Origin of the sequence: Sphingomonas sp. GM_Shp_2 (assembly GCF_026540875.1) — a bacterium.
GTDB classification, from domain to species: domain Bacteria; phylum Pseudomonadota; class Alphaproteobacteria; order Sphingomonadales; family Sphingomonadaceae; genus Sphingomonas; species Sphingomonas carotinifaciens.
Window position 1 is genome coordinate 1 of sequence record NZ_JALNUQ010000045.1, and the last position, 23,789, is coordinate 23,789.

The 23,789-nt window shown below is 67.8% G+C and carries 29 protein-coding genes; 11 read left to right on the top strand and 18 right to left on the bottom strand.

All coding sequences use genetic code 11. The annotated features are described in order from the left end of the window. The 4 genes from OXR08_RS14350 to OXR08_RS14365 form a co-directional block, all read left to right on the top strand. Positions 1-986, top strand: a 986-nt coding sequence (locus tag OXR08_RS14350; RefSeq protein ID WP_267350919.1) for a beta galactosidase jelly roll domain-containing protein, incomplete at its 5' end; no start/stop codon positions are given. A 1-nt stretch (position 987) separates the two neighbouring features. After that, the gene (locus OXR08_RS14355; protein WP_267350921.1) at positions 988-2,100 is read left to right on the top strand and encodes a glycoside hydrolase family 88 protein; all 1,113 of its coding nucleotides are present in this window, start codon (positions 988-990) and stop codon (positions 2,098-2,100) included. Between the two features lie 118 nt (positions 2,101-2,218). After that, complete coding sequence (locus OXR08_RS14360) at positions 2,219-3,754, top strand: MFS transporter (RefSeq protein ID WP_267350923.1); 1,536 nt, start codon at positions 2,219-2,221, stop codon at positions 3,752-3,754. Continuing rightward, a complete protein-coding gene (locus tag OXR08_RS14365) occupies positions 3,751-4,713 on the top strand; it encodes a family 43 glycosylhydrolase (protein ID WP_267350925.1) in 963 nt (320 codons plus the stop codon). Before OXR08_RS14360 ends, OXR08_RS14365 begins: the two co-directional genes overlap by 4 nt. Before the next feature lie 4 nt (positions 4,714-4,717). On the opposite strand, the gene nadA is transcribed toward OXR08_RS14365, so the two are convergent. The 9 genes from nadA to OXR08_RS14410 form a co-directional block, all read right to left on the bottom strand. Beyond that, positions 4,718-5,716, bottom strand: coding sequence for a quinolinate synthase NadA (gene nadA, locus OXR08_RS14370; protein WP_267350927.1), 999 nt, complete (start codon positions 5,714-5,716; stop codon positions 4,718-4,720). Next, on the bottom strand, positions 5,713-6,441 hold the full coding sequence (locus tag OXR08_RS14375) for a DUF4230 domain-containing protein (protein ID WP_267350929.1): 729 nt from the start codon (positions 6,439-6,441) through the stop codon (positions 5,713-5,715). Before OXR08_RS14375 ends, nadA begins: the two co-directional genes overlap by 4 nt. Beyond that, a complete protein-coding gene (locus tag OXR08_RS14380; protein ID WP_267350931.1) occupies positions 6,423-7,280 on the bottom strand; it encodes an MBL fold metallo-hydrolase in 858 nt (285 codons plus the stop codon). Before OXR08_RS14380 ends, OXR08_RS14375 begins: the two co-directional genes overlap by 19 nt. Before the next feature lie 59 nt (positions 7,281-7,339). After that, entirely contained in the window at positions 7,340-8,950 is a 1,611-nt protein-coding gene (locus OXR08_RS14385) for a M56 family metallopeptidase (protein ID WP_267350933.1), read from the bottom strand. Continuing rightward, positions 8,947-9,315 (bottom strand): BlaI/MecI/CopY family transcriptional regulator, encoded by a 369-nt coding sequence (locus OXR08_RS14390; protein ID WP_112382351.1) that lies wholly within the window; start codon positions 9,313-9,315, stop codon positions 8,947-8,949. Before OXR08_RS14390 ends, OXR08_RS14385 begins: the two co-directional genes overlap by 4 nt. A gap of 97 nt (positions 9,316-9,412) precedes the next feature. Beyond that, the gene (locus tag OXR08_RS14395; RefSeq protein ID WP_267350935.1) at positions 9,413-9,559 is read right to left on the bottom strand and encodes a hypothetical protein; all 147 of its coding nucleotides are present in this window, start codon (positions 9,557-9,559) and stop codon (positions 9,413-9,415) included. Positions 9,560-9,613: 54 nt separating this feature from the next. Continuing rightward, the gene (gene grxD / locus OXR08_RS14400) at positions 9,614-9,940 is read right to left on the bottom strand and encodes a Grx4 family monothiol glutaredoxin (RefSeq protein ID WP_112382636.1); all 327 of its coding nucleotides are present in this window, start codon (positions 9,938-9,940) and stop codon (positions 9,614-9,616) included. A 5-nt stretch (positions 9,941-9,945) separates the two neighbouring features. Next, complete coding sequence (locus OXR08_RS14405; RefSeq protein ID WP_149681557.1) at positions 9,946-10,182, bottom strand: BolA family transcriptional regulator; 237 nt, start codon at positions 10,180-10,182, stop codon at positions 9,946-9,948. A gap of 3 nt (positions 10,183-10,185) precedes the next feature. After that, on the bottom strand, positions 10,186-10,509 hold the full coding sequence (locus OXR08_RS14410) for a DUF1476 domain-containing protein (protein WP_112382353.1): 324 nt from the start codon (positions 10,507-10,509) through the stop codon (positions 10,186-10,188). A 165-nt stretch (positions 10,510-10,674) separates the two neighbouring features. On the opposite strand from OXR08_RS14410, the gene OXR08_RS14415 reads away from it, so the two are divergent. Beyond that, positions 10,675-10,806 (top strand): hypothetical protein, encoded by a 132-nt coding sequence (locus OXR08_RS14415; RefSeq protein WP_260173122.1) that lies wholly within the window; start codon positions 10,675-10,677, stop codon positions 10,804-10,806. Positions 10,807-10,822: 16 nt separating this feature from the next. Here OXR08_RS14415 and OXR08_RS14420 read toward each other — a convergent pair whose 3' ends face one another. The 6 genes from OXR08_RS14420 to OXR08_RS14445 form a co-directional block, all read right to left on the bottom strand. Then, positions 10,823-11,821 (bottom strand): NADPH:quinone oxidoreductase family protein, encoded by a 999-nt coding sequence (locus tag OXR08_RS14420; protein ID WP_267350940.1) that lies wholly within the window; start codon positions 11,819-11,821, stop codon positions 10,823-10,825. Next, positions 11,784-12,413, bottom strand: a complete 630-nt coding sequence (leuD, locus tag OXR08_RS14425) for a 3-isopropylmalate dehydratase small subunit (protein ID WP_112382354.1) — start codon at positions 12,411-12,413, stop codon at positions 11,784-11,786. The genes OXR08_RS14420 and leuD overlap by 38 nt, the downstream gene beginning before the upstream one ends. A gap of 110 nt (positions 12,414-12,523) precedes the next feature. Beyond that, a complete protein-coding gene (leuC, locus tag OXR08_RS14430; RefSeq protein ID WP_267350942.1) occupies positions 12,524-13,960 on the bottom strand; it encodes a 3-isopropylmalate dehydratase large subunit in 1,437 nt (478 codons plus the stop codon). A 97-nt stretch (positions 13,961-14,057) separates the two neighbouring features. Continuing rightward, positions 14,058-14,705 carry a 3-oxoacid CoA-transferase subunit B gene (locus OXR08_RS14435; RefSeq protein WP_267350944.1) on the bottom strand — a complete coding sequence of 216 codons (648 nt, stop codon included), beginning with the start codon at positions 14,703-14,705 and terminating at the stop codon, positions 14,058-14,060. Between the two features lies 1 nt (position 14,706). Then, entirely contained in the window at positions 14,707-15,531 is an 825-nt protein-coding gene (locus OXR08_RS14440; RefSeq protein WP_267350962.1) for an HAD family acid phosphatase, read from the bottom strand. Positions 15,532-15,674: 143 nt separating this feature from the next. Beyond that, positions 15,675-16,382, bottom strand: coding sequence for a CoA transferase subunit A (locus tag OXR08_RS14445; RefSeq protein ID WP_267350946.1), 708 nt, complete (start codon positions 16,380-16,382; stop codon positions 15,675-15,677). Between the two features lie 98 nt (positions 16,383-16,480). On the opposite strand from OXR08_RS14445, the gene OXR08_RS14450 reads away from it, so the two are divergent. Next, positions 16,481-18,133: a thiamine pyrophosphate-binding protein gene (locus OXR08_RS14450; RefSeq protein WP_267350948.1), complete on the top strand. Its 1,653-nt coding sequence runs from the start codon at positions 16,481-16,483 to the stop codon at positions 18,131-18,133. On the opposite strand, the gene OXR08_RS14455 is transcribed toward OXR08_RS14450, so the two are convergent. From OXR08_RS14455 to thiS, 3 genes are all read right to left on the bottom strand, one after another. Beyond that, positions 18,111-18,809, bottom strand: coding sequence for an EAL domain-containing protein (locus OXR08_RS14455; protein ID WP_267350964.1), 699 nt, complete (start codon positions 18,807-18,809; stop codon positions 18,111-18,113). The genes OXR08_RS14450 and OXR08_RS14455 overlap by 23 nt on opposite strands. 243 nt (positions 18,810-19,052) lie before the next feature. Further along, complete coding sequence (locus OXR08_RS14460) at positions 19,053-19,235, bottom strand: CsbD family protein (protein ID WP_112382359.1); 183 nt, start codon at positions 19,233-19,235, stop codon at positions 19,053-19,055. 94 nt (positions 19,236-19,329) lie between these two features. Further along, positions 19,330-20,337 carry a sulfur carrier protein ThiS gene (thiS, locus tag OXR08_RS14465; RefSeq protein WP_276589524.1) on the bottom strand — a complete coding sequence of 336 codons (1,008 nt, stop codon included), beginning with the start codon at positions 20,335-20,337 and terminating at the stop codon, positions 19,330-19,332. 90 nt (positions 20,338-20,427) lie between these two features. Between thiS and aroQ the strand changes: the two genes are divergently transcribed. The 5 genes from aroQ (at position 20,428) to OXR08_RS14495 (ending at position 23,721) form a co-directional block, all read left to right on the top strand. Beyond that, positions 20,428-20,862, top strand: a complete 435-nt coding sequence (gene aroQ, locus OXR08_RS14475) for a type II 3-dehydroquinate dehydratase (RefSeq protein WP_112382641.1) — start codon at positions 20,428-20,430, stop codon at positions 20,860-20,862. A 14-nt stretch (positions 20,863-20,876) separates the two neighbouring features. Further along, positions 20,877-21,365, top strand: a complete 489-nt coding sequence (accB, locus tag OXR08_RS14480; protein WP_112382360.1) for an acetyl-CoA carboxylase biotin carboxyl carrier protein — start codon at positions 20,877-20,879, stop codon at positions 21,363-21,365. A 5-nt stretch (positions 21,366-21,370) separates the two neighbouring features. Further along, positions 21,371-22,723: an acetyl-CoA carboxylase biotin carboxylase subunit gene (accC, locus tag OXR08_RS14485; protein WP_267350950.1), complete on the top strand. Its 1,353-nt coding sequence runs from the start codon at positions 21,371-21,373 to the stop codon at positions 22,721-22,723. Positions 22,724-22,886: 163 nt separating this feature from the next. Next, on the top strand, positions 22,887-23,222 hold the full coding sequence (locus tag OXR08_RS14490; RefSeq protein WP_267350951.1) for an arsenate reductase family protein: 336 nt from the start codon (positions 22,887-22,889) through the stop codon (positions 23,220-23,222). Positions 23,223-23,382: 160 nt separating this feature from the next. Beyond that, positions 23,383-23,721 carry a P-II family nitrogen regulator gene (locus OXR08_RS14495; RefSeq protein WP_112382363.1) on the top strand — a complete coding sequence of 113 codons (339 nt, stop codon included), beginning with the start codon at positions 23,383-23,385 and terminating at the stop codon, positions 23,719-23,721. Positions 23,722-23,789: the final 68 nt, after the last annotated feature.

The window sequence follows — 23,789 nt, forward strand, 5'->3', positions numbered from 1 at the left end:
AACCCGGCTTCGACGACGGGGCATGGCAGGTCGCCGGCGACAAGCCCTATGCCAGCATCACCGCGCGACCCGATGGCCAGCCGAACCTGTTGATGGACGCCTACGGCTTTCACGACGGCGATGTCTGGTATCGCGGCCACTTCACCGGCACGCCCGATGCGCGTCAACTCGCGCTGTTCTACGGCGCGGGCGGATCGGGCATGATACAGGTCTGGATGGACGGCCGGTTCGTCGGCCAGCACGAATTGCCCGCCGGCCTTCCCCGCCCGATCACCACCGGGGTCGCGCAGTTCGACCTGCCCGCCGCCGCGCAGGAGGCACGCGAGCATGTCATCAGCATCATGGTCCGCAACAACGGCCACAACTGGGATCTGGACAGCGACGACTTCCACAAGGAAGCGCGCGGCCTGATCTCCGCCTCGCTTCAGGCACCCGGCGGGCGCAGCTTCGGCGTGCCGATCGCGTGGAAGATCCAGGGCAAGGCCGGTGGCGAGGACCTGCCCGACCCCGCGCGCGGCCCCGCCAACAATGGCGGCCAATATGGCGAGCGACGCGGCTGGCATCTGCCGGGCTTCGACGATGCGGGCTGGCGCGCGGATGCGGCGCAGGCCCCCGGTACCACCTGGCATCGTGCCCGGTTCGACCTCGCCGTACCCAAAGGGCAGGACGCCACCATCGGCATCGCGTTCGGCGACACCGCCAGCCCCCGTTCCGTCGCGCGCTACCGTGCCCTGATCTTCGTCAACGGCTGGAACATGGGCCAGTTCATCGCGCATGTCGGGCCGCAGCGCGTGTTTCCGATCCCGGAAGGCATCCTCAACCACCAGGGCGCGAACACCATCGCGCTTGCCGTCACCAGCGACGGCGCCCCCGGCAACGCGCTGGAGCCGGTGAAGCTCGTCACCATGCGCAACGTGCGCGGCGGCATCGCCGTGCGCTCCGTCGCCGCCCCCATGCGCCCCGCCGACATCCTGCAGGAGAAATAGATTGGCCGCCCTTACCCACGACATTCCCCGGCAGACGATCACCGAGGCGATCGGCAAGCTGATGAACAATCTCGTCAACATCAAGGACGAGACCGGTGCCTTCCTGCTCCATCTGGAGGATGGCCGCATCATCGACACCAAGGGCTGGGCCGGCTGGGAATGGACCCACGGCGTCGGCCTGTTCGGCATGTGGCGCTATTACGAGCAGACCGGCGACAAGGCCGCGCTCGCCATCATCAAGCAGTGGTTCGAGGATCGCTTCGCCGAGGGCACGCCCACCAAGAACATCAACACGGTGGCCCCGTTCATCACGCTCGCCTATCTCTACGAACACGAACCCGATCCGCGCTACATCCCCTATCTCGATACCTGGGCGGAATGGCTGATGGCCGCCGACGGCCTGCCCAAGACCGAGGATGGCGGGTTTCAGCACATCGTCTACAACGACGAAAATCCCGGCGAATTGTGGGACGACACGCTGATGATGTCGGTGCTCCCGCTCGCCAAGATCGGGCTGCTGCTCAACCGGCCGCACTATATCGAGGAAGCCAAGCGACAGTTCCTCGTCCACATCAAATACCTGTTCGACAAGAAGACCGGGCTGTGGTTCCACGGCTGGGATTTCGGCGGCCGGCATAACTTTGCCGAGGCCTTATGGGCGCGCGGCAATTGCTGGGTGACGATCGCCATTCCGGAAATCATCGAGATCCTCGATCTGCCGCAAGGCGATGCGCTGCGCCTGTTCCTGATCGACACGCTGGCCGCGCAGGTGAAGACGCTGGCCGAGACGCAGGACGACAGCGGTCTGTGGCACACGCTGGTGATGGACCCGACCAGCTATCTGGAGGCATCGGCCACCGCCGGCTTCGCCTATGGTATCCTGAAATCCGTGCGAAAGGGCTATCTGCCGCGCCATTACGAGGCGGTGGGCATCCGGGCGATCCGCGGCGTGTTGGCCAACATCGATGACGCCGGCGAGCTGAAACAGGTCAGCTTCGGCACCGCGATGGGCGACACGCAGCAATTCTACAAGGACATCGCCCTCACCTCGATGCCCTATGGCCAGAGCCTCGCGATGGTCGCCCTGGCCGAGTTCCTGCGCACCTATATCTGACGACCCCGCCCTCATCCTGCCCGACCGGCCGCGCCGCTCGGCTCCCTTCCGCATCACCGGGCAGGGAGGCGCCAAGGCGCCGCAAGGGTGAGGGCGACGGCAAAAGCGAGTAATCGAGATGGCCACCGATCCCATCGCCGCCCGGCCGATCCTGCCCACCGCCCCCACCCGCCCGGTACGCTGGTACACGCTGCTTACCTACGGCGCGAACGACGTCATGGGCGCCGGCTCGATGGCGGTCATCTCCACCTGGATCCTGATCTTCTATACCAGCTTTTGCGGCCTGTCCGCGGCGCAGGCGACGATCATCTTCGGCGTCGCGCGCGTGCTGGATGCGTTCACGAGCCCGCTGATCGGCCATGTCTCGGACAATATCGGTCGCACCTGGCTCGGCCGGCGCTTCGGCCGGCGCCGCTTCTTCATCCTGGCCGCCATCCCGCTCCTGCCTTCCTTCGCGATCATGTGGGTCGCGGGGCAAAGCTTCTGGTATTATCTCGTCACCTATGTCCTGTTCGAGATGGTCTATGCGATGGAGATCATCCCCTACGAGACGCTCGCCAGCGAGATGGCGACCGATTACCGGACCAAGGCGAAGTTCGCCGGCGCGCGTATCCTGTGCGGGCAATGCTCCGCCATCGCCGCCGCGTTTCTGCCGGCCTGGCTGATCGGCTGGCTGGGGCCGGATTCGCCCGACACCTATCTCTACATGGGCATCATCTTCTCGGTGCTGTTCATGATCGCCGCCGGCCTTCTCTACACCTTCAGCTGGGAACGGCAGCGCCCGCCCGAACTCGCCGCTGCCGAGGAGCGCGACCGGCCGACGCTCGGTGCGGCCTTTGCCGCGCTCTACCGCAACCTGTTCTCCACGCTGCGCATCCGCGCCTTCCGGCTGCATCTCGGCATGTATCTGGGCGGCTATATCAGCCAGGATATCTACAACGCGGCCTTCACCTATTTCGTGATCTTCGCGCTTGCGGGCTCGACCGCGATCGTCGGGCAACTGGTCGGTGTCACCTATATCGTCCAGCTCGTCGCCGTCGTCATCGCGATTAACTTCGCGCTGCGCCTGTCGCCCGCCGCCGCCTACCGCTTCGCCACGCTCAGCTTTGCGATCGGCGTGCTGATCTTCCTCGGCATGTATATGGCAGGCTATACCGCGACCTCGGCGCTGTTCTGGCTCCCCGTCGTCTTTGCCGGCCTCGGCCGCGGGGCGCTCAACTACATCCCCTGGGCGACGTACAACTACATGGCCGATGTCGACGAGATCGTCACCGGCCGCCGGCGCGAGGGCGCCTTTGCCGGCGTCATGACCTTCGTGCGCAAGATGAGCCAGGCCGCCGCCGTCATCCTCGTCGGCCAAGTCATGCAGGCGTCGGGCTTCGTGTCGAAGGCCAGCGTGCAGAGCCCGACCGCGATCGCCGCCATCGTCGGCGTCCTGGGCCTCGGCACCATCGCGATGCTCGTCTTCGGCGCGCTTGTCTCCACCCGGTTCCGCCTGACGCCCGCCACCCATGCCGTTCTGCTTGACGAGATCGAACGGCTGCGCGCCGGCGGCACCCGCCCTGCGACCCCCGATACCGGCCGCATCGTCGAGGATCTGTCCGGCTGGCGCTATGACCAGCTTTGGGGCCGCAACCCGGTCGCGGCGAAATGATCGCGCTCGCCCTCGCCCTTCTTGGCAGCGCCCCCGTCGCCCCCAGGCCCCTCTACCGCGATCCCGTCCACGACGGCGCCGCCGACGCCTCCACGACGTATGACCCCAGCGCCAAAGAATGGGTGATGTTCTATACCAACCGCCGCGCGACCTTGCCGCTGGCGGACGAGCAGGACGTGCGCTGGGTCCATGGCACCGCGATCGGCATCGCGCGGTCGAGGGACGGCGCGCATTGGCGCTACGCCGGCACCGCGGCGATCCCCCGCGCCTGCACGGGCGAGACGCTGTGGGCCCCCGAAGTGCAGCGGATCGACGGACGCTGGCACATGTGGGTCACGGTCGTCCCCGGCATCTTCCGCGACTGGAACCACCCCCGCTTCATCCAGCATCTGACCAGCGACGATCTGGCGCGCTGGACCTGTGCCGACCGGCTCGACCTCGGCTCGGACCGGGTGATCGACGCCAGCGTCCTGCCGCTTCCCACCGGCGGCTATCGCCTGTGGTTCAACGACGAGCGCCGCAATAAGGCGATCCGCTATGCCGACAGTGCGGACCTGACCAACTGGACGGTCCGCGACACGGTCGTCGACACGCCTGGCGAGGGCCCCAAGGCGTTCCGCTGGAAGAACCGCTGGTGGCTGATCTCGGACGCATGGCAGGGCCTGCTCGTCCTCCGCTCCAACGACGGCGTGCACTGGACCCGGCAGCCCGGCCATATCCTCGGCGATCCCGGCACCGCCCCCACCGACCGCGCCAAGGGGCAGCATCCGGACGTGATCGTGTCCGGCGACCGCGCCTATCTGATCTACTTCGTCCACCAGTCCGGCGAGGCGGAGGCGCGGGGAAACCCCGACTGGGGCCGCCGCACCGTGTTGCAGATCGCCGAGATCCGGGAACGGGACGGGCAGCTGTCGGTGAACCGCAACGCGCCCACCCGCGTGCGTCTCGCCCGCCCCTGACGCATCAGTCGCCGGTCACCTTGGCCGGGCCCAGATCGCCCAGCCCCACCGTCCCGCTCGCCAGGCTCAGCATCGCGTCCAGGCTCTTCTTGGCATTCAGCCGCAGCCCTTCCTCGATCTCGATCCGCGGCTCCAGATCGCGCAGCGCGATGTAGAGCTTCTCCATCGTGTTCAGCGCCATGTACGGGCAGATGTTGCAGTTGCAGTTGCCGTCCGCCCCCGGCGCGCCGATGAAGCGCTTGCCGGGCATCGCCTTTTCCATCTGATGGATGATGTGCGGCTCGGTCGCGACGATCAGCGTGTCGCCGGTCACGGTGGCGGCATATTCCAGGATGCCGCGCGTCGACCCGACATAATCGGCGTGGTCGAGGATCACCGCCGGGCATTCGGGGTGCGCGGCGATCGGCGCGGTCGGGTACTGCGCCTTCAGCTTCAGCAACTCGGTCTCGCTGAACGCCTCGTGCACGATGCACACCCCCGGCCACAGCAGCAGATCGCGCCCCGTCTTGCGCGCCAGATAGCCGCCCAAATTGCGGTCCGGCCCGAAGATGATCTTCTGCGCCGGATCGATCTTCGCCAGGATCGTCTCCGCGGACGACGACGTGACGATCACGTCGGACAGCGCCTTCACCGCCGCGGAACAGTTGATGTAGGTCAGCGCGATATGGTGGGGATGCCGGGCCCGAAACTCGGCGAACTGCTCGGGCGGGCAGCTATCCTCCAGGCTGCACCCGGCATCCATGTCGGGCAGGATCACCACCTTGTCGGGGCTTAGGATCTTGGCCGTCTCCGCCATAAAGCGCACGCCGCAAAAGGCGATCACGTCCGCATCCGTCGCCTGCGCCTTGCGGCTGAGATCGAGGCTGTCGCCGACGAAATCGGCAATGTCCTGGATTTCGGGCTTCTGGTAATAATGCGCCAGGATCACGGCGTTACGCTCGCGACGGAGGCGGTCGATCTCGGCGCGGAGGTCCAGGCCGGTCAGATTCGTCTGAATGGTCATGATGCGTTCCCTAGCACCTCTTCCACGGAACGCGAGGTGTCCCAGCGTTCGGTCGACGGCGTCGGCTCGTCGGCGAAGCGCACCTTCACCTGCGCATCGACGCCCGCCGCGCGCAGCGGCATCGCGAAACTGCGCTCCACCGCCCGCCGCGTCGAGTCCCGCGCCAGCCGCATCGGCGTCGCATCGCGTGCCTGCCGCACCAGTTCGGCCAGCCCCGCCTTGCGGTTCGCCGCGTCCAGCCGCTTCTCGGCATCGGTGAAGGTGGTGAGCAGGCCCCCCGATCCATATTCCTTGATCGCGCCCAGCTCCACCTGCGGACCGTCGATCTCGACCGGCGGCAGCGTCACCGACAGGGTGCGCGTGTTCGCGTCCCACGCCACATCGCGCTGCTGCAACTTGCCCAGATCGACCTCGTAGCGGACGGTGCCCGGCATGATCAGCGTCTTTTCCGTCGAAAAGCCGTATTGCGCCTGTTGCGAGGTCACCACCGCGACATAGCGCGCGGCAAAGGCGGACAGCCGGTTCTGCTCGCGCATTCCCTCCAGGCTGGCCCGCGCGATCGTCACTGGATCGGGGGTCAGCCGCTCGGTCACGTAACGCTGGATGCCCCACATCGCGATCAGCACCGCCAGCACCAGGATGACGACCACGCCCGCCGCCTTGGCCAGAAACGCGGCAATGCCCCCGCCCCGCGTCGGGGTCGCACTCACGCTGCGATCGTCCACGTCTCGCCTTCCTCCCTTACCAGTCCGCGGCCTCGCAGATCGTATAGATGCGCCAGCACCGAACGTGCCGCCGCCGGCCACAGCTTGCGGTCCAGCCCTGCATACATCCGCGCGACCATCGCGGGCACCTCATGCCCCCCGGCGCGCAACAGCCGCAATATCTGCCCCTCGCGCGCCCGGCGATGGCCCAGCATGCCGCGGACCAGCCGCCGCGGATTTTCCACAGCCTCGCCGTGCCCCGGATAATAGATGCGGTCGCCCCGCTCCATCAGCTTTTCCAGGCTGGCCATATAGGCGGTCATGTCGCCATCGGGGGGCGAGACGATGGTGGTCGACCATCCCATGACGTGATCGCCCGAGAACAAGGCGCCCGTCTCGATCAGGGCGAATGCCAGATGGTTGGAGGTGTGCCCCGGCGTCGCCACCGCCTCCAGCGTCCATCCGGTGCCGGCGACCCGCTCGCCCTCACCCAGCACCCGGTCGGGCACATAGTCCGCATCGAACGCCGCATCCGATCGTGCGCCGGCATCGCTCGGCCCGAAGGGGGCCGCCCCGACGATCGGGGCGCCGGTGATCGCCGCCAGCGGCCGGCTCGCCGGGCTATGGTCGCGGTGGTGGTGGGTGATGACGATCGCCACCACCCGTCGCCCGCCGATCGCCGCCACCAGCGCAGCCAGATGTTCGGGATCGTCCGGGCCGGGATCGATCACCGCCAGATCCTCGCTGCCGACGAGATGCACCTGCGTGCCCGTGTGCGTGAAGGCGGACGGATTGGGCGCCAATATGCGCGTGACCAGCGGCTCGAGCTGGATCGGGAGGCCGGTCGGATGCTCTGCCATGCCCGGCGATGTGGCAAGCGGAGGCGCCGGACGCAAGCCCGCCGCCCCCGGTGCCGCGCTCACTCGTCGTTGGACGCCATCTCGCTGCGCATCTCGACCATCGCCTCGTCGATCCCGGCGAGCGCCGCGCGCCGCTGCTCGCTGCTCATGTCGCGCTGGGCACGGATGCTGGCGCGCGCGGTGTCGAGGCTGGCCAGCGCACTGGCCATGGCCTGGGCACGGATCGCCTTGCTCTTGGCGGCAACCCGCGCGCCCTCGGCGGCGGCCGCCTCGATGCGGTTGGTGCAGACTACCATCGTGCGCTTGCCGCCCTTGGATGACTGGATCACCATCTCGCGGCGCGATCCGCCCATGCCTAGGCCGCAGTTCCGCTCGACCACCTGGGGAACGTTCGGCATCGGCGGCATCGCGGGCATTGGCGGCATCGGCGGGTTTGCCAGATGGGCCATGGATGGTGTGGTCGGCACGGCCGGCACCGCTGGCACTGCCGGCATGACGGCAATGGCCGGCGGCACGGGCGGGATCGGGGCCGGATGCTTTGCCAGATAGTCTTCGGCCGCCTTGCCCTCATATTCGGTGCGCTTGCCGTCCTTGACGATCACGACATGCGTCCGGCCCTGCTTGACCGCGGGAACCGGCGGCGGGGTCGGCACCGTTGCCGGCGCGGCGATCGCGGGTGCACGGTCGATCATCGTCAGCGTGACGCCCGTCGCCGCCTCGATCCGGCGGGTCACGGCGGCCGCGGCCTGCGTCCCCGATGCGGTCACAAACAACCCGGTGGTGACGACGCCCACCACCGCCGCGGCCCCCGTCATCAACCGCGTGCGCGACAGGCGCGTGTTCGACAGCATCTTCAGCCGCCCCTTCAGGTCGCTGATCGTATGCAGGTGGCATGCCGCCGAGATCGCACCGCCATGCGCCGCCTTCACAATGGCACAGGCATAGATGTGGCGATCCGCGCGGCTGCGCCCGGCCAGCACGAGTGCGTCGTTGGCCAGTTCCTGGTCGCAGCGAAAGGCGCGAAAAGCCCGCCACGCCAGCGGGTTGAACCAGTGCATCGCCAGCACGCCCAGCGCGACCCAGTTCGCCGCCAGATCGCCGCGCTGATGATGGCCCAGTTCGTGCGCCAGCGCCAGTTCGCGCTCATCGGCGTCGTAGCGCTCGGCAAAATCGCGCGGGAACGCCACGAAGCGGCGCCCGACCCCGAACGCCAGCGGCCCGGAGGCGCCCGCGCTTTCGATCACGCGCACGCCGTCCACCTCGTCCACCATCCGCGCATCGCCCAGCAGGCGGCGGCAGAAGCGGCGATGCCGCATCAGGTGCACCAGGAAGAACGCCGCCGCACCCAGCGCCCAGCCGCCCCACAGGATCAGCGTCCACGGCACGGCCGCCGCCTCGGGCGCGCTGATCGCCGCCGTCGCGGCCGGCGTCGCCTCGCTGACCGGCAGCACCAGTCCGCTCACCGCCTCGCTCGCGCGGCTGATCGGCATGGCGACATGACTGCGCCATTCGGCGGGCAATGGCGGCAGCATCAGCCGCAGCGCGGGCAGCGCCCACAGCGCATAGGCGATCTGCGGCCCGAATACGCGGCGCACCGGCCGACGCACCATCAACACCATCGCCATCAACAGGGTGGAGGCGATCAGGGCTTCGACGATCCAGGCGATCATGACTTCAGCTCCTTCAACAGGGCTTCGATCTCGGCGATGTCGTCCGCGCTCAGTGCATCGCGCTCGGCCAGATGCGCGACCAGCGGGGTCAGGCGGCCGCCGAACAGCCGGTCGATCAGCCGCCGCGACTCGCCCTCGACATAGTCGCCACGCGCCACCGCTGGCCGATACAGGTAACGGCGACCATCCTCCTCATGGACGATCGCCTTCTTGGCGAGCAGCCGGCCGAGCAGCGTCTTGACGGTGTTGGCGCTCCAGCCACGGTCGGGGTCCACCCGTTCGGCCACGTCCTGCGCGGTGAGCGGCGCGTCGTCCCACAGCACCTCCATCACCGCATGTTCGGCATCGCTGATGCGCTCGGCCACGACTCGCTCCTCTCATCGACTACGCATGTAATCACATCGATTACGAGCGTAGTCAATGCCGGGCGGCGGCCACAGCCCGGATGCTCCGGTCGCTATCCTATCGTAGGATACGGCACTCCTTGCCGCGGTTCCGCCAGGCGTCCAGCGCCTTGCGATCGTCACGCACCACGCGCAGTGCCGCCAGCAGCGCTTCGCGCGCGCGGCGGTCGTCCTCGCCCGCGGGCCGGGGTGGAAGCTCGGTCATCCTTTGCCCCCGAAAGCAAAGGGCGGATGCCATCGGCACCCGCCCCGTTCATCGTCAGTTCGCGGCGTCGGAGCCTTCGAACAACTGCGCCAGCTCGCCGCTCTCGTACATCTCCATCATGATGTCCGATCCGCCGACGAACTCGCCGTTGACGTAAAGCTGCGGGATGGTCGGCCAGTCCGAATAGGTCTTGATCCCCTGCCGGATGCCCTGGTCCTGCAACACGTCGACGCTTTCGAATTCGACGTTCAGGTGGTTCAGGATCGCAATCGCGCGGCTGGAAAATCCGCACTGCGGAAACAGCGGGCTGCCCTTCATGAACAGCACTACGGGGTTCTGCTTGACCAGCGCGTCGATGCGGGCCTGGGTGTCGTCGGTCATGTCGATCATCCTTGGGGGAGTGCAGTGGTAAGTTGAAGCGCGTGGAGTTCGCCGCCCATGCGATCGCCCAGCGCGGCATAGACCGCGCGGGTACGCTGGACGCGGTTCATGCCTGCAAAGCTGGCCGCGGTCACCCGCGCGGCATAATGATCGCCGTCACCGGCCAGGTCGGTGATCTCCACCTCGGCATCGGGAATGCCGGCGCGGATCAGTGTGGCGATATCGTCTGCGGCCATCGGCATGGTTCAGCGGCTTTCCATCAATTGGCGGCGGGCTTCAACCGCCTGTTCCTCCAGCGCGCGGCGCACGGTGGGCTCGTCGGCTTCCACCCCCGCCGCGGTCAGGTCGCCGACCAGCTTGCGGATCACGTCCTCGTCGCCGGCTTCCTCGAAATCGGCCTGCACGACCGCCTTGGCATAGGCGTCGGTTTCCGCCGGGGTCAGTTGCATCTGCTTCGCCGCCCATTGCGCGACCAGGCGATTGCGGCGGGCGGTAATGCGGAACAGCATTTCCTGATCCCGCGCGAACTTCGCCTCCTCGGCGCGCTCACGATCGTCGAACATGGTCATGCGGCGGTCCCCTTTTCACTCTACCGGCGAGATAGGGGGCACGGGGGCCGGACGCAACGCCTGCCATGCGCAGGCGCGGGCGATGCGACGAAGGGTGGAACCAAGGTCCATTTCACCGGTATGTTAGATACGGGATGTCCACAACGACACCAAAGGAGAGAGACCATGACCCGCCATTTCGGCCCCGCGCCCGCGCTCAACCACTCGCCGCCGGTCATGGTGGGCTTTGCCTTCGGCGCGTTGATCTCGCTGGCATTATGGGCCGCGATCGTCGCCCTGGTGCTTGCCGTCGCCTGAGCCGCTTGCGGCCGCGTCAGGCCAGTTCGACGACCAGCTTTCCCGTCGCGCCACGCGCCGCCAACCGGGCGATCGCCTGCCCGCCATCCTCCAGCGCGAACCGCTCGGTCACCCGCGGCGCGATTCTACCTTCCGCCCATAATGCCATCAACGTCGCGACATGCGACCGATTGGCCTCCGGATCGCGCGCCGCGAACGCGCCCCAGAACACGCCGCACACATCACAGCTCTTCAGCAGCGTCAGGTTCAGCGGCAGGTGCGGAATACCCGCCGGGAAGCCGACCACCAGATAGCGCCCTTCCCAGGCGATCGCACGCAGCGCCGGCTCGGCATAATCGCCGCCGACCGGGTCCAAGATCACATCCGCGCCGTGTCCGCCCGTCGCCGCCTTGAACGCATCGGCCAGTGCGCGCGACTGGTCCTTGTCGAACGGCGCCCGGCCATAGACCAGCGTGTCGTCCGCGCCCGCCGACCGGGCCACCCGGGCCTTTTCCTCCGAAGATACCGCGGCCACCACCCGCGCCCCCAGTGCCTTGCCCAGTTCGATCGCCGCCAGCCCGACGCCACCGGCCGCACCCAGCACCAGCAAGGTCTGCCCCTCGCGCAGCCTTCCGCGATCGACCAGCGCATGGATGACCGTGGCATAGGTCAGCAGCAACGCCGCACCCTCGGCAAAATCGCGCTCCGCCGGCAGCGCGAACAGCCGCGGCGCATCCACCACCACCCGCTCCGCCAGGCCGCCGAACCCGGTCACCGCCAGCACCCGTTCGCCGGCCGTCCAGCCCTCGACGCCCTCGCCGACCGCCTCGATCACACCGGAAATCTCGCCACCCGGCGCAAAGGGGCGCGGCGGCTTGATCTGGTACCTGTCCTCGATGATCAGGACATCCGGATAGTTGATCGCGCAGGCATGGACACGCACCACCACCTGGCCGCGCCCGGCCACCGGGTCGGGCAGGTCCGCCAGCTCCAGCGTGTCAGGTCCGCCGATACTCCGCGACAGCAACGCCCGCATAGCCACTCCTCCCGGCGATCCACGGGCGATGATCGTCCATCGTCCCTTCGAACCGGCCAATGGCTTCATCCTGTGCCAGCGTCAGCCCGATCTCGTCCAGTCCTTCCATCAGGCACCGGCGCCGGAACGCATCCAGTTCGAAGGGGAAGCGATCCTGGAACGGCGTGGTCACCGTCATCGATTCCAGGTCGACGGTGATCGGCTGCTCGCGCGCCACCTCGACCAACCGGTCGATCGCCGCCTGCGGCAGGACGACGGGCACGATGCCGTTCTTGAACGCGTTGCCCGAGAAGATGTCCGAAAAGGACGGCGCGATCACCGCCCGCACGCCCATGTCCGCCAGTGCCCAGGCGGCATGTTCGCGGCTCGACCCGCACCCGAAATTGTCGCCGGCGATCAGGATCGGCGCGCCGGCATAGCGCGGATCGTCGAAGATGTTGCCCGGCTGTGCGCGCACCGTCTCGAACGCGCCGCGGCCCAGGCCCGCGCGGGTGATCGTCTTCAGCCAGTGTGCCGGGATGATGACGTCGGTGTCGATGTTCTTGGCACCCCAGGGATAGGCGGTGCCCGACACGGCAGTGACCGGTTCCATGGCTCAGCGCTTCGCGGCGACGCTCGCCGAGGGTCGTGCCACGCCGGCGGTATAGGCGGCCACGCCGCTGGCCACGGCACCGGCGACCAGCAGAACAAGAACGCGCTTCATCACACTTCTCCCATCAATTCACGGACGTCGGCAAGGCGTCCGGTGACGGCCGCGGCGGCGGCCATCGCGGGCGATACCAGATGCGTGCGCGCACCGGGACCCTGCCGACCGACAAAATTGCGGTTGGAGGTGGAGGCACAGCGCTCGCCCGGCGGCACCTTGTCCGGGTTCATCGCCAGGCACATCGAACAGCCCGGCTCGCGCCATTCGAACCCGGCCTGCACGAAGATGCGGTCCAGCCCCTCGGCCTCCGCCTGCCGCTTGACCAGCCCCGAGCCGGGCACCACCAGCGCCCGCACCCCGTCCGCCACGTGCCGCCCGTTCGCCACCGAGGCGGCAGCGCGCAGATCCTCGATCCGGCTGTTGGTGCAACTGCCGATAAAGACATGCTGCACGCCGATGTCCTGCATCGCGGTGCCGGGTGTCAGCCCCATATATTCCAGCGACTTGCGCGCCGCCGCCTGTTTGGACGGATCGGCAAAGCTGTCGGGATCGGGCACGATCCCGGTGATCGGCACCACATCCTCCGGGCTCGTCCCCCAGGTCAGCGCCGGGGCGATATCGGTCGCGTCCAGCACCACGCTGCGGTCGTAGCGCGCGCCCGCATCGCTCGGCAGCGTGCGCCACCAATCGACCGCACGCTCCCAGTCCGCGCCCTTGGGCGCCATCGGCCGCCCCTTGAGATAGGCAAAGGTCGTCTCGTCCGGCGCGATCAGGCCGGCGCGCGCGCCCCCCTCGATCGACATGTTGGCGATCGTCAGCCGCCCCTCGACCGACAGGTTGCGGATCACGCTGCCGGTGAATTCGATGACATGGCCGGTGCCGCCCGCCGCCCCGATCCGCCCGATGATCGCCAGGATCACGTCCTTGGCCGACACGCCGAAGCCCAGCGTGCCCTCGACGCGCACTTCCATGGTCTTCGACGGCGACAGCAGCAGCGTCTGGGTGGCGAGCACATGCTCCACCTCCGACGTGCCGATCCCGAAGGCGAGCGCGCCCAGCGCCCCATGCGCGGAGGTATGGCTGTCCCCGCACACCAGTGTCGTACCCGGCAGGGTGAAGCCCAGTTCCGGCCCGACGACATGGACGATGCCCTGCTCGGCGGCGGTCGCGTCGATATAGTCGATGCCGAATTCGGCGGTGTTCCGGCGCAGCGCATCCAGTTGCTGCGCGCTTTCCGGATCCGCGATCGGCAGCAGGCGCCCGGCGGCATCGGTGCGCGGCGTCGTCGGCAGGTTGTGGTCCGGCACCGCCAGCGTCAGTTCGGGCCGCCGCACCCGGCGCCCGGCGGCGCGCAGCCCCTCGAACGCCTGCGGGCTCGTCACCTCATGGACGAGGTGGCGGTCGATATAGAGCAGGCAGGTGCCGTCGTCGCGCCGTTCCACGACATGCGACGCCCAGATCTTTTCGTACAGGGTCTGCGGATAGGTGGCCATGATGGCCGCCCGTTAACGCAAATCGCGCGCCGAACCAAGGGGCGGCGCAAGTATGTTGCGGAAATCGCCGCCCATGTTGCGCGTCCCCCGCTTCCCCTCAGGCCGCGATCGCCACCTCATAGGCCGCCGTGGTCTTCGCCGCGACCTCCTCCTGCGTCACGCCCGGCGCCAGCTCGATCAGGCGGAACGCGCTGTCGTGATCGGGGCGCTGGAACACCGCCAGATCGGTGACGATCATGTCCACCACGTTGCGCCCGGTCAGCGGCAGGGTGCAGGCGGGGATGAACTTCGCGCTGCCGTCCTTGGCGTTATGCTCCATCACCACGATGATCTTCTTGACGCCCGCTACCAAGTCCATGGCGCCGCCCATCCCCTTGATCATCTTGCCCGGGATCATCCAGTTGGCGATGTCGCCATTTTCCGCGACCTCCATCGCGCCCAGCACGGTCAGGTCGATATGCCCGCCGCGGATCATCGCAAAGCTCTGCTCGGACCCGAAATAGGCGCTTTGCGGCAGCTCGCTGATCGTCTGTTTGCCGGCGTTGATCAGGTCGGGGTCGACCGCGTCGTCATAGGGAAACGGGCCGATGCCCAGCATGCCGTTTTCGGACTGCAACGTTACCTCGACCCCGTCGGGGATATGGTTGGCGACCAGCGTCGGAATGCCGATGCCCAGATTGACGTAGAAGCCGTCGCGGAGTTCCCCGGCCGCGCGCGCGGCCATCTGGTTGCGATCCCATGCCATGTCATTGCTCCCCTGCGGGTGTCCAGCGAACCGCTGGCGGAAAGATGTCGTCGACGCCGCCCTTCAGCGCCGAGCCATAGACGGGGTTGGGCAGCACGAACCACCCCGCGCCCCAGCGACCGGCGATCGGCGCGGCCATCACGGCCGCCCGGCGCTGCACCGGGGTCAGCCCGGCGTTGAACAGGTCGGAAAAGTCGGTCAACTGGTCGCCACCCATGGCGATCACGCAGTAGCGCCGGGCGATGGTCGCGCGCCGTCCGTCCTTCTTCGACCCGCCGGCATCGTCGCCCGCCAGGAACAGCGTTTCGCCGTGTCGCGCCGGGCCCAGCCCCACGCCCTCGATCGCCGCTTTGGTCTGTGCGGCATTGCCCACGGCGCGGTTGGTGTTGAACACCACCGTCACGCCCATCGCGCGCAGTGCGTCCAGCCCCATCTTGGCCCCCGGCACCGCCGCCACCTGGGTCACGCCCGTCCGCTCCCAAGCATCCCAGCGCTTCTGGTCGAAGGCACGCCCGCCGACCGCGTCATATTCGAAGCCCAGGTTCAGCAGCACCGTCTCGTCCACGTCGAACACGGCGGCATAGGGCTTGGCCCCGCAGGCCACATAGCGCGGATCGGAAAGCGTCGCGCCCGGCGCCAGCACCACGCTGTCCGCCGGCCGCGCCTTCACCGTATCGCGCACATAGCGGACCAGGTCGTTCCACGCCTGCACGCTGATCGCGGCACCCTCGCCGGACCCGTAGAGATACTGGAATTGTGCCGGCGCGCCCGCCGGCGCCACCGGGGCCGCCACCGCGGCACCGCCGGGCGAGGGCAGCGCGGTCATTCCGGTGATCGTCAGCGTCTGCCCGTCGACCTGATAGGTCTGTCCCGGCTTGGGCAGCGCCACCACCGGCTCGGCGCGCCGTGACGCACAGCCGGCGAGCAGCACCGCCGCAGCGGCGCCGATCGCGATCCGCGCCTTGCCTGTCACGCCGCTGGCCGCTCGCGCACGGTGCGGAACTCGATCTTCTTGTCGTACGGGCTGCCGACGATCATCCGCTTTACATAGATGCCCGGCAGGTGCACCTGATCGGGGTCCAGCGTGCCCACCGGCACCACCTCTTCGACCTCGGCGACGCAGATCTTGCCCGCGGTCGCCATCGGCTGGTTGAAGTTGCGTGCGGTCTTGCGGAAGATCAGGTTGCCCGCCTCGTCCGCCTTCCATCCCTTGATGATCGACAGGTCGGCGCGGATGCCGCGCTCCAGGATGTAATCCTCCCCGTCGAAGCTCTTCACCTCCTTGCCCTCGGCCACCAGCGTGCCGACGCCCGTCTTGGTGTAGAAGCCCGGAATGCCCGCGCCCCCCGCCCGGCACCGCTCGGCAAGCGTGCCTTGCGGACAGAATTCCACCTCCAGCTCGCCGCTCAGATATTGCCGCTCGAACTCCTTGTTCTCGCCGACATAGCTGGAGATCATCTTCTTGACCTGACGGGTACGGAGCAGCTTGCCCAGCCCCTCGCCATCGATGCCGGCATTGTTGCTGGCGATGGTCAGCCCGGTGGTGCCCGCCGCCTGGATCGCGTCGATCAGCCGTTCCGGAATACCGCACAGGCCAAACCCGCCCGCGCAGATCGTCATGCCGTCGAACAGCAATCCGTCTAGCGCTGCGGCCGCATCGGGATAGAGTTTGCGCATGCTGGTCCCTCTCGTTTGTGCCCGCGTTAGGCGGCGGGCCTGATCCCGGTCAACCCATCGCTTGGCAGCGGCCCGGCTGCCGCGCTAGGCTGCCTGTCATGACCAAGCGTACCGGTGGCCGCATCCTCGTCGACTCGCTTCTGGCGCAAGGATGCGACCGCATCTTTACGGTGCCGGGCGAAAGCTTTCTCGCGGTGCTGGACGCGCTGCACGATACGCCCGCGATCGATCTCGTCACCTGCCGGCAGGAGGGTGGCGTCACCTTCATGGCCTGTGCGGACGGCACGCTCACCGGCCGCCCCGGCATCGCCTTCGTCACGCGTGGTCCCGGCGCCACCAACGCATCGATCGGCGTCCATGTCGCGCGGCAGGATTCGCAGCCGATGATCCTGTTCATCGGTGATGTCGACCGCGGCACCCGCGACCGCGAGGCGTTTCAGGAAATCGACTTCCAGGCGATGTTCGCGCCCATCGCCAAATGGGCGGCACGGATCGACGATGCCCGCCGCATTCCCGAATATGTCGCCAGAGCCTATGCCACCGCGATGAACGGGCGCCCCGGCCCGGTGGTTCTCGCCCTGCCCGAGGATATGCTGTGCGACATGGTCGAGGCGACGGATCGGCCCCGCGTCGAGCGCTGCGACCAGTTCCCCCCATCCGTCGCGCCGGTGCTGGAGCAGCTGCGCGCCGCCCGCAACCCGCTCGCCATCATCGGCGGCGCCGGTTGGAACAGTGCGGCCAGTGCCGCCTTTGCCGGGTTCGCCCGCAAATGGGGCCTGCCCGTCGCGGCCGCCTTTCGCCGTCAGGACGCGATCGACAACGCGGCACCGGTCTGGGCCGGCAATCTCGGCTACGGGCCCAATCCCCGGCTGGTGGAGCGTGTCCGCGCCGCCGATCTGCTACTGGTCGTCGGCCCCCGGCTGGGGGAGGCGACCACCGATGGCTATACCCTCGTCAACCCCGACCATCCCGGCCAGACGCTGATCCACGTCCATCCCGATCCCGCCGAACTGAACAGCGCCTACCGCGCCGACATCGCGGTCTGTGCGGGCATGTGGGAGTTTGCCGACGCACTCGCCGCGGCCGAGCCGCCGTCTGCGCCCTCCCCTGCCGCGGCGGAGGCGCATGCCGAATACCAACGCTGGTCCACACCCGCCCCGCGCGAGGGCGTCGCCATGGACCTCGGCCCCTGCGTCGCGGCCATGCGCGAGGCGCTTCCCGCCGACACGATGATCTGCAACGGCGCCGGCAATTATTCGGGCTGGTGGCATCGCTACTGGCCCTATGCCGGCCCCGGGTCGCAGCTTGCGCCGACCGCCGGCGCGATGGGCTATGGCGTCCCCGCCGCGGTCGCCGCCGCGCTGCGCCGCCCGAATCGCATGGTGGTCGCACTCGCCGGCGATGGCTGCTTCCTGATGAACGGACAGGAACTGGCCACCGCGGTCCAGCATGATGCGCAGATGCTGGTCATCATCGTCGACAACGGCGCCTATGGCACGATCCGCATGCATCAGGAGCGGGAATATCCCGGCCGCGTCGCTGCCACCCGCCTCGCCAATCCCGATTTCGCCGCCCTCGCGCGCGCCTATGGCTGCTGGGCGGAAACCGTGGAGCAGACGGAGGATTTCGCCCCCGCGGTGGCGCGTGCACAGGGGCAGCGCGGCGTCCGCCTCCTCCATTGCCGGACGGATGTGGAGGCGATCACCCCCGCCGCCACGCTGGCCGCGATCAGGCGGCGACCGGCAGGGTGACGCCCGGCAGCGCCTCGAACGCGGGCCTCGCCAGCAGATAGCCCTGCACCAGGTCGATCCCCAGCGAGCGGACCGCATCCAGTTCGCCGCGCGTCTCGATCCCCTCGGCGATCACCGTCACACCCAGTCTCGCGCACAGCCCCACCATCGCTTCCACGATCATCCGGCGCGGCGCGCTGCTGTCGATGCCGCGCAGCAACTCCATGTCCAGCTTGATGAAATCGGGCCGGAAGCGGGCGAGCAGGCCCAGCCCGGCATGGCCCGCGCCGAAATCGTCGAGCGCGGTCACGAAGCCCATCGCCTGATAGGTGTCGATGATGTTTTGCACATGCGCGGCATCGGCCATGCGCTCGGTTTCGGTGAATTCGAACATCAACCGGTCGATCGGCAGGTGGTTCGCCGCGGCCGTCTTCAGGGTCAGCTGGATGCAGGCCTTTGGCGAATACACCGCATTGGGCAGGAAGTTGATCGACAGCTTTGCGCCATCCGCCAGCAGGCCCGCCGCCACGGCGCATTCGATCGCCGCCACCCGGCATTGCTGGTCGAAAGCATAGCGGTTCGCGTCGGTGACGCGCCCCAGCACCTCGGCCGCCCCCGCGCCGTCACGCCCCCGAACCAGCGCCTCATAGGCCCAGGTCCGCTCCGTGCGCAGGTCCACGATCGGTTGAAAGGCCATCGACAGCGCGAAATCACGCGCGTCGCCGGATCGACAGGCGACACAGGCGCCGACCCGGCCGAAGGTTTGCGACATTTCCATCGCCCCACCGTTACCGGCGAAATGCTTAACATCATCCTGACCAACCGATCGCGTCATCGCCGCCCCCCCGCCATCCCTGCGCACAAGACACCCGCGCATAACAAAACGGCCGCCCCGGCATATCCGGGACGGCCGCTCCGTCAACTGTTCAACAGTCGGGGCTTAGATGTCGTCGCCAAGCGCACCCTTGACCTTGCCCTTGAACTGCTCGCCCTTGCCTTCGACCTGCTGGCCCTGGCCCTCGGCCTTCAGTTCCGGGTTGTTCTGGTGATCGCCGATCGCTTCCTTCACCTTGCCGACGGCTTCGTTAATGTTGCCCTTGATCTTGTCGGTCAGCTCGCCCATTCCTGCCTCCATTATGCGGCGACACCGACATGGTGTCGCAAAACTCGTGACAGGAAAACGGATCGACCCCGATACGGTTCCGTGATGGCTTGATTCAGATCAGGCCGGCCAGCGGGCTCGACGGGTCGGCATAGCGGCGCTGTCCCATCCGTCCCGCGCGGTACGACAGGCGCCCCGCCTCCACCGCCGCCCGCATCGCCGATGCCATCATGATCGGGTCCTTCGCCTCGGCGATCGCCGTGTTCATCAGCACGCCGTCGCACCCCAGCTCCATCGCCACCGCCGCATCCGACGCGGTCCCTACGCCCGCATCGACCAGCACCGGCACGTTCGCCCCTTCCACGATCAGCCGGATCGTCACCCGGTTCTGTATCCCGAGCCCCGACCCGATCGGCGCCCCCAGCGGCATGATCGCCACCGCCCCCGCATCCTCCAGCCGCTTCGCCGCGATCGGATCGTCGACGCAGTAGACCATCGGCTGGAATCCCTCCTTGGCCAGGATCTCGGTCGCGCGGATCGTCTCCACCATGTCCGGGTACAGCGTCTTGGCCTCGCCCAGCACCTCCAGCTTGACGAGGTCCCAGCCCCCCGCCTCGCGCGCCAGCCGCAGCGTGCGGATCGCATCCTCCGCGGTGAAGCAGCCCGCGGTGTTGGGCAGGTAGGTGATCCGCTTGGGATCGATATAGTCGGTCAGCATCGGCGCATTGCGGTCGGACACGTTCACCCGGCGCACCGCCACCGTCACGATCTCCGCCCCGCTCGCCTCGACGGCCGCGGCGTTCTGCGCGAAATCCTTGTACTTGCCGGTGCCGACGATCAGCCGCGAGCGGAAGGTGCGTCCCGCCACGCTCCAGCTGTCCTCGGTCACGGGTGCCACGTGATCGCCACCGCCGACGAAATGCACGATCTCGATATCGTCGCCATCCTCGACGCAGACGTCCTTCAGGGTCGAGCGCGGCACCACCTCCATGTTCCGCTCCACCGCCACCTTCTCGGGTACCAGCCCCAGCTCGCTCGCCAGATCGGCGAGGCTGAGCCCCGCCGCCACACGCTTGTGCTCGCCATTCACGCTGATGGTCACGGTTCCGTCGGTATGGGGCATGATGGTTCCAATCTTGGGGCCGGCCTTGGCGGCGCGTTCATCCCCATATAGGTAGCGGATCAGCAATCAGGCAACGTGAAGGACCCGCCCTTGGCCGACATCGTCTATGTCCTCAACGGCCCCAACCTCAACCTGCTCGGCCTGCGCGAGCCCGAAATCTACGGGCGCGACACGCTGGACGACATTGCCGGCATGCTGGAGGACCGCGCCCGCGAACTGGGGCTGGAGATCGACCTGCGCCAGTCGAACCATGAGGGGCATCTGGTCGACTGGCTGCACGAGGCGCAGGCGCACAAGGCGCGCGCCGTGCTGCTGAACGCCGGCGGCTTCACCCACACCTCGGTCGCGATCCACGATGCGATCAAGTCGGTCACGACTCCGGTGATCGAGGTCCACCTCTCCAACCCGCACGCGCGGGAGGAATTTCGTCACCACAGCTTTGTCGGGCGTGCCGCAAAAGGCACAATCGCCGGTTTCGGCGCGCTTTCCTACCTGCTGGCGCTTGAAGCCGCCGCCCGCTTCTGACAGGAGCCGCCGCCATGACCGAACAGACTGAACAGGCCATGAAGGTCGATGTCGACCTTGTCCGCCAGCTCGCCGAACTTCTTGATGCCACCGCCCTGACCGAGATCGAGGTCGAGCATGGCGATCGCAAGATCCGCGTCGCGCGCAAGGCCGCTCCCATCGCCGCTGCCCATGCGCATTACGCGCCGGCCCCCGCGCCGCTCGCGGTGCAACCGGCACCGGCCGCGCCCGTCGCCGCCGAAATCGGCGCCTCGGCGCCTGCGACCAGCGCGAACGCGGTCCGCTCGCCGATGGTCGGCACCTGCTACCTTTCGGCCGAACCGGGCGCCAAGCCGTTCGCCAGCATCGGGCAGAAGGTCGCCGCCGGCGACACGCTGCTGATCGTGGAAGCGATGAAGGTGATGAACCCGATCACCGCGCCCCAGGCCGGCACCGTCACCGCCGTGCTGGTCGAGAACGGCCAGCCGGTCGAGTTCGACCAGCCGCTGATCGTCGTCGAGTAAGCCTCGTGCGCTCGATCAAGAAGCTCCTGATCGCCAATCGCGGCGAGATCGCGCTGCGCATCCACCGCGCCTGCCATGAAATGGGAATCAAGACGGTGGCGGTGCATTCCACCGCGGACGCCGATGCGATGCACGTCCGCCTGGCGGACGAGGCGATCTGCATCGGCCCGCCGGCTGCCGGCGACAGCTACCTCAACATCCCCAACATCATCTCCGCGGCCGAAATCTCCGGCGCGGACGCAATCCACCCCGGCTATGGCTTCCTGTCGGAAAACGCCAAGTTCGCCGAGATCGTGGAGGCGCATAACCTCATCTTCGTCGGCCCCAAGCCCGAGCATATCCGCATCATGGGCGACAAGGTGGAGGCCAAGCGCACCGCCGGCGCGCTCGGCCTGCCGCTCGTCCCCGGCTCCGACGGCGCGATCACTGATGTCGAGGAGGCCAAGGCGCTCGCCGCCGAGATCGGCTATCCCGTGCTCATCAAGGCGGCATCGGGCGGCGGCGGTCGCGGCATGAAGGTCGTGCCGTCCGAGGACCAGCTCGAAACGCTGATGCAGCAGGCCGGCTCGGAGGCGAAGGCCGCGTTCGGCGACGCCACCGTCTACATGGAAAAATATCTGGGCAACCCCCGGCATATCGAATTCCAGGTCTTCGGCGACGGCAACGGCAAGGCGATCCACCTGGGCGAGCGCGACTGCTCGCTCCAGCGCCGGCACCAGAAGGTGCTGGAGGAAGCCCCCTCGCCGATCATCACCGCCGAGGAGCGCGAGCGGATGGGCGGCGTCGTCGCCAAGGCGATGGCCGATATGGGCTATCGCGGCGCCGGCACGATCGAATTCCTGTGGGAAGACGGCGAGTTCTATTTCATCGAAATGAACACCCGCCTTCAGGTCGAACATCCCGTTACCGAGATGATCACCGGCCTCGATCTGGTGCGCGAGCAGATCCAGATCGCCGAGGGGCGCCCGCTGACCTTCGAGCAGCAGGATGTCGAGTTCCGCGGTCACGCGATCGAATGCCGCATCAATGCCGAGGACCCGCGCACCTTCGCGCCGTCGCCCGGCACGGTAAAGGTCTATCACGCACCGGGCGGCATGCACGTCCGCGTCGATAGCGGCCTTTATCAGGGCTACAAGGTGCCGCCCTATTACGACAGCATGGTCGCCAAGCTGATCGTCTACGGCGCCACCCGCAACGGCGCGCTCCGCCGCCTGCGCCGCGCGCTGGAGGAGTTCGTGATCGAGGGGATGAAGACCACCATCCCGCTCCACCAGGCGCTGCTCGACGATCCCGAGTTCCAGGACGGCCAGTACACGATCAAGTGGCTGGAGGAATGGCTGGCGAAACAAGACGCCTGACCACTTAACCCTCTCCCCTCCGGGGAGAGGGGGGCACCGCGGCGAAGCCGTGGGGGGTGAGGGGCAGACCAGCAGTGCTGCGCTGCCTGGCAGCCCCTCACCCGCCCACCCACCAAAACAAACCCCTCCACAAACCGCCCCGATCCTGCCAAAAGGCCGATCGATGAAGGCAACGATCTACCACAATCCGCGCTGCTCCAAATCGCGCGAGGCGCTTGCCCTGCTGCGCGAAGCCGGCGCCGAGGTGGAGATCGTCGAATATCTGAAATTCCCGCCCACCGTGGAGACGCTGCACCGCCTCTACGCGCGCGCCGGTCTTTCCCCGCGCGAAGGCCTGCGCCGTGCCGAGCCGGAGGCCAAGGCACTCGCCGAGGCGGACGAGTTCGCGATCCTTGAGGCGATGGCGATCAATCCCATCCTGATCGAGCGGCCGCTGGTCGAAACCGCGCGCGGCGTGGTGCTCGCCCGCCCGCCCGAGCGCGTGCGGGACATTCTCTGAGCATTGCCGCTCTTTCGGGCACATGCTGCCCGTCTGCCCGTTTAATGGGCAGCGATCGGTGGCATTCGATTGCCTCGCCCAAGGGGCGAGCATCTGGCACATCCTGTGCAAGGCGCCCTGACGGGCGAGGGTTCAAACGCGTTTGGGGGCATCCGGTCTCGTGAAAAAGATTGAGGCGATCATCAAGCCGTTCAAGCTGGATGAGGTAAAGGAAGCGCTGCACGAAATCGGCGTGTCGGGCATCACGGTGACCGAGGCGAAGGGTTTCGGCCGACAGAAGGGGCACACTGAGCTTTATCGGGGTGCCGAATATGTCGTCGACTTCCTGCCCAAGGTGAAGCTGGAGGTTGTCGTCGAGGACGCACTGGCCGAACGCGTGGTGGAGGCGATCGCCGCCGCCGCGCAAACCGGCCGGATCGGCGACGGCAAGATCTTCGTGATCCCGGTCGAAACCGCTTTGCGCATCCGTACCGGAGAGCGCGACGACGCGGCGATCTGATCCCGCTTTTCCCCTTCCCGACCCATCCCGGACACCTCCGGCCTCACCGGCCGGGGTATAACGACGAC

Excerpts from the sequence above, each read along its gene's own strand:
- OXR08_RS14360 (WP_267350923.1), top strand. The coding sequence starts at position 2,219 with ATGGCCACCGATCCCATCGCCGCCCGGCCGATCCTGCCCACCGCCCCC.
- OXR08_RS14365 (WP_267350925.1), top strand. The coding sequence starts at position 3,751 with ATGATCGCGCTCGCCCTCGCCCTTCTTGGCAGCGCCCCCGTCGCCCCC.
- nadA (WP_267350927.1), bottom strand. The coding sequence starts at position 5,716 with ATGACCATTCAGACGAATCTGACCGGCCTGGACCTCCGCGCCGAGATC.
- OXR08_RS14380 (WP_267350931.1), bottom strand. The coding sequence starts at position 7,280 with ATGGCAGAGCATCCGACCGGCCTCCCGATCCAGCTCGAGCCGCTGGTC.
- OXR08_RS14385 (WP_267350933.1), bottom strand. The coding sequence starts at position 8,950 with ATGATCGCCTGGATCGTCGAAGCCCTGATCGCCTCCACCCTGTTGATG.
- OXR08_RS14395 (WP_267350935.1), bottom strand. The coding sequence starts at position 9,559 with ATGACCGAGCTTCCACCCCGGCCCGCGGGCGAGGACGACCGCCGCGCG.
- grxD (WP_112382636.1), bottom strand. The coding sequence starts at position 9,940 with ATGACCGACGACACCCAGGCCCGCATCGACGCGCTGGTCAAGCAGAAC.
- OXR08_RS14405 (WP_149681557.1), bottom strand. The coding sequence starts at position 10,182 with ATGCCGATGGCCGCAGACGATATCGCCACACTGATCCGCGCCGGCATT.
- OXR08_RS14410 (WP_112382353.1), bottom strand. The coding sequence starts at position 10,509 with ATGACCATGTTCGACGATCGTGAGCGCGCCGAGGAGGCGAAGTTCGCG.
- OXR08_RS14415 (WP_260173122.1), top strand. The coding sequence starts at position 10,675 with ATGACCCGCCATTTCGGCCCCGCGCCCGCGCTCAACCACTCGCCGCCG.
- OXR08_RS14420 (WP_267350940.1), bottom strand. The coding sequence starts at position 11,821 with ATGCGGGCGTTGCTGTCGCGGAGTATCGGCGGACCTGACACGCTGGAG.
- leuD (WP_112382354.1), bottom strand. The coding sequence starts at position 12,413 with ATGGAACCGGTCACTGCCGTGTCGGGCACCGCCTATCCCTGGGGTGCC.
- leuC (WP_267350942.1), bottom strand. The coding sequence starts at position 13,960 with ATGGCCACCTATCCGCAGACCCTGTACGAAAAGATCTGGGCGTCGCAT.
- OXR08_RS14435 (WP_267350944.1), bottom strand. The coding sequence starts at position 14,705 with ATGGCATGGGATCGCAACCAGATGGCCGCGCGCGCGGCCGGGGAACTC.
- OXR08_RS14440 (WP_267350962.1), bottom strand. The coding sequence starts at position 15,531 with ATGACCGCGCTGCCCTCGCCCGGCGGTGCCGCGGTGGCGGCCCCGGTG.
- OXR08_RS14445 (WP_267350946.1), bottom strand. The coding sequence starts at position 16,382 with ATGCGCAAACTCTATCCCGATGCGGCCGCAGCGCTAGACGGATTGCTG.
- OXR08_RS14450 (WP_267350948.1), top strand. The coding sequence starts at position 16,481 with ATGACCAAGCGTACCGGTGGCCGCATCCTCGTCGACTCGCTTCTGGCG.
- OXR08_RS14455 (WP_267350964.1), bottom strand. The coding sequence starts at position 18,809 with ATGGCCTTTCAACCGATCGTGGACCTGCGCACGGAGCGGACCTGGGCC.
- OXR08_RS14460 (WP_112382359.1), bottom strand. The coding sequence starts at position 19,235 with ATGGGCGAGCTGACCGACAAGATCAAGGGCAACATTAACGAAGCCGTC.
- thiS (WP_276589524.1), bottom strand. The coding sequence starts at position 20,337 with ATGCCCCATACCGACGGAACCGTGACCATCAGCGTGAATGGCGAGCAC.
- accB (WP_112382360.1), top strand. The coding sequence starts at position 20,877 with ATGACCGAACAGACTGAACAGGCCATGAAGGTCGATGTCGACCTTGTC.
- OXR08_RS14490 (WP_267350951.1), top strand. The coding sequence starts at position 22,887 with ATGAAGGCAACGATCTACCACAATCCGCGCTGCTCCAAATCGCGCGAG.